6 protein-coding genes are annotated in these 7,027 nt (G+C 52.0%); 5 read left to right on the plus strand and 1 reads right to left on the minus strand.

Translation table 11 applies throughout. The features are described from left to right. The first annotated feature begins 32 nt into the window (after positions 1 to 32). The 5 genes from NI21_RS0108625 (at position 33) to NI21_RS0108645 (ending at position 5,274) form a co-directional block, all read left to right on the plus strand. Positions 33 to 1,556 (plus strand): polyhydroxyalkanoate depolymerase, encoded by a 1,524-nt coding sequence (locus NI21_RS0108625; RefSeq protein ID WP_197052616.1) that lies wholly within the window; start codon positions 33 to 35, stop codon positions 1,554 to 1,556. Between the two features lie 34 nt (positions 1,557 to 1,590). Continuing rightward, positions 1,591 to 2,853 (plus strand): ABC transporter substrate-binding protein, encoded by a 1,263-nt coding sequence (locus NI21_RS0108630; protein ID WP_033125823.1) that lies wholly within the window; start codon positions 1,591 to 1,593, stop codon positions 2,851 to 2,853. A gap of 100 nt (positions 2,854 to 2,953) precedes the next feature. Next, positions 2,954 to 3,859, plus strand: coding sequence for a carbohydrate ABC transporter permease (locus tag NI21_RS0108635; protein ID WP_033125824.1), 906 nt, complete (start codon positions 2,954 to 2,956; stop codon positions 3,857 to 3,859). A gap of 18 nt (positions 3,860 to 3,877) precedes the next feature. Further along, positions 3,878 to 4,762, plus strand: a complete 885-nt coding sequence (locus NI21_RS0108640) for a carbohydrate ABC transporter permease (RefSeq protein ID WP_330391208.1) — start codon at positions 3,878 to 3,880, stop codon at positions 4,760 to 4,762. A 134-nt stretch (positions 4,763 to 4,896) separates the two neighbouring features. After that, entirely contained in the window at positions 4,897 to 5,274 is a 378-nt protein-coding gene (locus NI21_RS0108645; RefSeq protein WP_052084020.1) for a hypothetical protein, read from the plus strand. Positions 5,275 to 5,346: 72 nt separating this feature from the next. Here the strand turns inward: NI21_RS0108645 and NI21_RS0108650 are convergent, their stop codons facing one another. Continuing rightward, positions 5,347 to 6,807, minus strand: a complete 1,461-nt coding sequence (locus NI21_RS0108650) for a sulfatase-like hydrolase/transferase (RefSeq protein WP_033125826.1) — start codon at positions 6,805 to 6,807, stop codon at positions 5,347 to 5,349. Positions 6,808 to 7,027 lie beyond the last annotated feature (220 nt).

Here is a 7,027-nt window from a genome sequence, read left to right on the forward strand (position 1 = left end):
TCATAGGCAGTAAATTGCGGACAGGAGGAGACATGGACGGAAGGAAGATTTATTACGTCAGCACCCTGCGGGGGGATGACAACAACGATGGCTTGTCAGAGGAGACACCTTTTCGGAGCCTGAGAAAAGTAGCCGGACAGAAAAGAGAGACGGGTGATATGATCCTTCTGGAGCGGGGCTCCGTCTTCCAGGAAGAGTACCTCCACATATACGAGGGAGGCACCAGGGAGCATCCTGTTGTAGTAGACGCGTATGGACAGGGAGAGATGCCGGTGATAGCGGCAGAGGGAAGCGGCCTTTGGTATCAGAACTACGGAGCGCCTCTCGACAGCCCGGCCCACGTGTGGAAAGGGTATGTATCATCTGCAGTGCTTCTCTACGATGCGGAGTACATCACGGTGCGGAACATTGAGATCACCAACAGCACCCTCCGGGAGGGAGAGGTGTACAACCAGGGGGATCTGATGAACCGGACAGGCGTCAGCATTGTGGCAAAGGACAGAGGAACCCTTCACGGGATTGAGCTGGATAACCTGTATGTCCACGATGTAGACGGGAATGTATATGACAAGCATCTGAATAACGGCGGCATTTATGCCAGTGCCCTGGCGCCGGCCGACGAGAGCCGGACGGGAGTTGCCAGATACGATGGCCTTCACATCCACCACTGCCGGGTAGAGCGGTGCAGAAGATGGGGGATCGCAGCCGGATATACCTACCAGCATGGCAGGTTTACCACGCTGGAGCTGCCGGACGAAGTGGTCAGAACATACGGTTCTGTCAATGTAGTCATTGAGCACAACCGCATCCGGGAGATCGGAGGAGACGCCATCACTCCCATGTACTGCTTCAGGCCACTGGTACAGTACAATGTATCAGAACATGTGGCCCTCGATATGAACGAGGATGTGTACACCGAGGCAGGAGAGCGGGGAGGCATGGTCGCGGCGGCCATATGGCCCTGGAAATGCAAAACAGCGCTCTTTCAGTACAACGAAGCGTCGCACACACACTTCAACCAGGACGGGGAAGCCTGGGACGCGGACTCGGGAGACGGCACCATCTACCAGTATAACTACAGCCACGACAACGAGGGCGGATGTGTCATGTTCTGCGAGGGAGAGAGTGTCAACAACATTTTCCGCTATAACATCAGCGTCAATGACGGCATAGAGAGATCGGGAGTCGTCACTCCGGTGCGGAACATAGACGCGCACATTCACAACAACATATTCATTATACAGGAAAGCGTTCCCTTTATCCGGACCAACATGTCCGAGGGCGGAATGCTGGTAGAGAATAATCTTATTATAAATGCAGGGGATGAGGCCAGGACAGAGGACTGGCATCACCAGACTGAGAAAGCGCAGTACTGCGGAAATCTGTACGGCAACTACGCCAACATCCCGGAAGATGACCGGGAGGCAAAGGATGCGCAGAGTGCAGATGTTGAAAAATGGATAAAAGGGGAAGCCGGGCTGGACTTCTATGAAGAGCATACCGGTGTCCGTCCTTATATCGGGGCCTGCTTTGCCCGAACCAAAAAGCAGAACTAAAAACCCTATATTTTAAGGAAGGTGAGGTAACATTATGAAAAAGAAAATTGTGAGTGTATTACTTACAACAGCCATGGTTGCAACACTGGCAGCAGGATGCGGATCTTCCGACAGCGGAAGCTCTGATTCGGGCTCCAGCGACAGCGGCAAGGAGATGACCTACTGGTCCATGTGGAACTCCACAGAGCCCCAGGCAAAAGTCATCCAGGAAGCAGCAGATGCTTACGAGGAGGAGACAGGCATCCACATCAATATCGAGTGGAAGGGCCGTGATATGAAGACTCTCATCGGTACAGCTCTTGAGGCCGGCGAGGACATCGACCTCTTCGACGACGACTATATGCGTACTATAAGAAACACACAGGAGTATCTGACAGACCTTTCCACACTGGAGGGAGAGGAAGAGTTTGAGAGCCATGTAATGCCTGTTATCCTTGACAAGGCTAAATCATGGGGAGATGGAAAGCTCTACGCAGTACCTTATCAGGTATACACAACAGGTGTATGGTATGACAAGGCTATGTTCGAGGAAGCTGGCGTGACAGATGTTCCGACAACATGGGATGAGTTCCTGGATGTATGCCAGAAGGTTAAAGATGCAGGATACAACCCGATCACATGTAACTCCGACTCTGCAACACTGATCTATGGCTTCCAGCTGGCAAGATACATCGGACAGGACGCAGTTCTTGAGTGCTTCAACAACGGCGCATGGACAACTGTTCCGGAGGCTAAGAAGGCTGCAGAGGATATCGCTACATTAGTAGAAAAAGGATTCTTCTCACCCAACGCTCCGGCACAGTATCCGGATGGACAGAACGAGATCGGCTTCGGCGAGAGCTGCATGGTCCTGAACGCATCCTGGATTCCGAACGAGATCGTTCAGAACACAGGTACAGAGGTAGACTTTGGCTTCTTCCCGTGGCCGTCAGTTGAGGGCGGTGTAGACGGAGCTGAGGCATCCATGGTTGGTGCACAGGGCTTTGGTATCGTTAAAGAGAGCGATATGCAGCAGGAAGCTTTTGACTTCGCAACAATGATCGCTACAGGCGACTATGACCTTGAGATGGCTTCTTCCGTAAACTCTATCCCTGCTGATACAGAGAACACAGAGTGGCCGGATGCAATCTCCGCGGCAGAGCCTTACTTCAAGGAAATGACAAAGGCTTACGACTGGGCAGTTGGTCTTGAGTCAAACGCTGACTTTACACCTGTTATTACTGAGAACGTAGTAAAACTGATCCAGGGCAACACCACTCCGGATGATTTCGTTCAGGCATTAGCTGATGCTCAGTAATTAATCTGGAATTACACCGGTATGGCAGGCAGATGCTGTCTGCCATACCGCTTTTTGTTAGCACTACAGAAAACAATCTGAGAGAAAGGGGGACATCTTCTTGAAACAGAATAAGAAAATGATTGTCTGCTTTCTGACTCCGGCGCTGCTCTTCTTCATCATCATGTTCCTGTATCCTATTATCCGTACAGTCATCATGAGCTTCTTTAATGTGGAAGGCGTCAGCGACCCGATGAGCGAGTGGACCTTTAACGGTCTGGGGAATTATGAGAAGCTGTTGGGGACAAAGCTTTTCCAGACATCCATGGTCAACATGATCAAGATTTACGTCATTGGCGGCATCGCTGTCATGGTCATCGCACTTCTCTTCGCTGTCATCCTGACAAGCGGTGTGCGGGCGAAAGCATTCTGGCGTGCGGTCATCTATGTACCCAACATTATCAACGCGGTTGCTATCTCCACTATGTGGATCCAGTACGTGTTCAACAAACGATTCGGTCTTCTTCACAGCTTCTTTGAGGCTCTGGGACTGGAAGAACTGGCAAAGATCGACTACATGAACGGATCGTGGAAGTTCTGGTCGTTGCTGATTGCCTTCTGCTTCGGCTCGGTGGGCTATTTCATGCTGATATTCATCAGTGGTATTGAGAGGATCCCGGCGGACTACTACGAGGCTGCCACTATCGACGGAGCGAACAAGCTGAAACAGTTCGGCTTCATCACTATGCCGCTGATCAAGGGCGTGTTCAAGACATGTATGACATTCTGGACCATCAGCATTGTCGGCTTCTTCGTGTGGTCACAGATGTGGGCATCACCGATGCCGTCCGACAACGCGACTATCACTCCGGTTGTGTACATGTACAACGCTGTGTTCGGCACAACAGGAAGTACAGCCCGTGATGCCGGCGTGGGCGCTGCGGTAGGTATCCTGATGGCGCTGATCGTGCTTGTCGTATTCGGACTTGTCAACGTGCTTGTCAAAGACGACGACCTGGAATTCTAAGAGAGGAGGATGGCTTTTATGTTTGGAAAAAAGAAAGAAAAAGAAAAAAAGGTCAGAGAGCCGTTTAATCCTCGCAAAGAAGTGAAACTGATTCCCGGTTATCTTATTGTAGGCATCTGGGTGTTCTTCACGATCTTCCTTCTGGTGTGGATCCTGGCAGCCAGCTTTTCCACAGCTCCGGAGATCATGCAGGGCAAGGTCTTCAAGTTTGAGAGCGGCTTTCATTTTGAAAACTATATCAATGCATGGAATGCAAACAGTATTTCCACGTTCTTCATGAACTCACTGCTGTATGCTGTTGCAACCATGGTAGGCGCGGTTGTTATCAGTGCGCCGGCAGCCTATGTACTTTCAAGATTCACATTCCTCGGAAATAAGCCGATCCGGTCCGGTTTCCTCATTGCCATGAGTATCCCGAACATCATGATCGTACTTCCGCTGATGTCCATCTCCATTCAGCTTGGCATCAACGGCTCCAGAGGACTGCTTATCTTCCTGTACATAGGAATGCAGATCCCGTACACAACCACATTCCTGATGACCTTCTTCCAGAACCTGTCCAGGACATACGAGGAGGCGGCAGCCATCGACGGATGTACGCCCATGATGACATTCTGGAGGATCATGTTCCCGCTGGCTCAGCCGGGTATTGTTACGGTCAGCATTTTCATCTTCATGAATATCTGGAATGAGTACTTTATCTCACTGATCTTTGCATCGTCCTCGGATATCATGCCTGTAGGACCCGGACTTAAGAGTGTACTTTCGTCCATGCAGTACACAGGAGACTGGGGCGGCCTGTTCGCAGCCGTTGTCATCGTCTTCCTGCCCACGCTGCTGCTGTATGTCTTCCTGTCAGAGAAGATCATCTCCGGTGTTACCGGCGGCGGTATCAAAGGTTAAGAGTGTATCCGGCCTGAGGCCAGATAAAAAAACAGGAGCGCTGCCTCGTTATCGTTATCCGATAGGGGGCAGCGCCTCTTTTTTCTCAACACTTAAGCTGTGACAATAATGTTGTGGACCATCAGGTGGTAAACATGAATATGACGGACGGATCGACTGTCAGCTTTACAATGTGCGGATTTACGGCAGACTGCTCCAGATATGCAAAGCTTATGGGCACAAAAGGGCAGATCGTTGCCGACATGGGGGCTAACACGATAGAAGTGACTCCGTTTGGGAAGGACGCGGAGCTGATCGATGTCTCCAGGATGGCAGAGGACTTCTCAGGACATGGAGGAGGAGACAGGGGCCTGGTGAGCGCGTTCCTGGATTTTGTCACCGGCGAGCAGTCAGAGGATGACACGATTTCTTCTGTAGAGCGCTCTCTGGAGAGCCACTACATTGCGCTGGCGGCGGAGGAGTCCAGACGGAACGGGGGCGCTGTGATCCGGATGGAGCAGGTGCGGAAATAAAAAACAGAAAAGCAGGCAGAACAAAAGAGGGGGTACCTCTGTGGCGACAGCGTCACGGAGGTACCCCCTGTTTTATTCATTTTTTACAGGTCTGGGCATTGGCCCGTATTTCTCCAGGAGATGGGCCCGGCTTCCGGCCCGACAGTACTGTCCGGTGCCGGTGACACCCTCTTTTCTGGCATCCAGGTCCGGGTCTGAATAGCGAAGGAACCACTCTTCCATCTGGCGGCGCATGGCTACAATGCGATCTTCCTGGGCCGGATCATGGAACAGGTTCTCAGTCTCATCCGGGTCCTCGGTCAGGTGGTAGAACTCATTGGGGCCGTAGGGGTAACGAAGAACCAGCTTCCACTCTTTGTCCCGGATCATCCGGACAGGGCCGTATTCGTCAAATACGACTACAGGGCGGCTGCTTTCCAGCTCTGGATCCTCCAGCCATCGGGCAAAACTGTGGCCCGGGATTTCCTGTTTTGTGTTCACAGGGCAGCCGGCCAGATGGCACAGAGTGGGCAGGATGTCGTAGTGGCTGAACAGCTCACTGCACACAGCCCCTTTCGCGAAATGCCCCGGCCAGGAGGCGATGAAAGGCACCTTTACAGAACTGTCGTACATATTTTGCGGGAAAGTCCCGTTTCCCTTGCCCCAGATGCCGTGCTGTCCCAGGTTCATGCCGTTGTCGGAGGTGAAGATAACGATGGTGTCGTCTGCAATCCCCAGCTCATCCAGGCGGTCCATCAGACGCCCGATCTGGTGATCCATGGCTGTGATGGCGGCGTAGTAGCCCCGCAGTAATTCCTTGCGGCGCTCACCCTGGCCGTGGGGGCAGGTGAAGACCTGCCAGGGGTGGTAGGGAAGGTCAGGAGTGGCATTGAAATCACAGTCCCTGTACAGATCCAGATATTCCTTCTTGTGATCCGTCTCCTCCCACGGGCTGTGGGGAGCAGTGAAGTGGACGCTCAGATAAAAAGGCGCGTCTTCCTTTGAGAACCTGTCCAGGCACTCCAGCGCGTTTTCGCCGATGAGGTCTGTGATGTATCCTTCCTTTTCGGAGAGAACCCCGTCCTCGATGGTCTCAGGGTTGAAGTATCTGACGCCGCCCCCGCCGATGGTGTACCAGTGGGAAAAACTGTGCTGGGGCGTCATGCTGTCTCCCATATGCCATTTGCCTGAGAGGGCGCAGCGGTAGCCGCCTGACGCCAGGATGTCTGTGTAGGCGGTGAGGTGGTCTGTGTACTGGATGGGAATAGTCTCGTGGGGCATATATTCTAAACTTTCCCTGGATAGGGAGGCTCTGTCCATGCTGCCGCCGTCCAGCCAGTCAAGAATGCCGTGGCAGGAGGGCATAGTTCCGGTAAGGATGGAAGCGCGGGCCGGTGAGCAGACCGGTGAGGCACAGAAAAAGTTGTCAAATTTTACACCCCTCTGGGCAAGTCTGTCCAGATTGGGGGTGTGGATGTCTGTGTTCCCGGCGTTCCTCATGGCCCAGTGCCCCATGTCATCGGCCAGCAGGAACAGAATGTTTGGCTGTTTCATAGTATGTTATGTCCTTTCTTAAAATGTATTAATAGGCTATGCATGTTATTATACTCTCTGGAATGCGGAATGGCAAAAATTTTCTGTATATTTTTGAGGGCTATCCGCTTTTTTTATACTATGTGGTAACAGGAGCTTCCTGTATAATACAAATATAGGGAATTCCACGAAAGGTGGTTGAGAAAAAAAGATACCTCAGAGTAAAATAAGATTTGCTGAC

It is taken from the genome of Eubacterium sp. ER2 (genome assembly GCF_000765215.1).
Classification (GTDB): domain Bacteria; phylum Bacillota; class Clostridia; order Lachnospirales; family Lachnospiraceae; genus Claveliimonas; species Claveliimonas intestinigallinarum.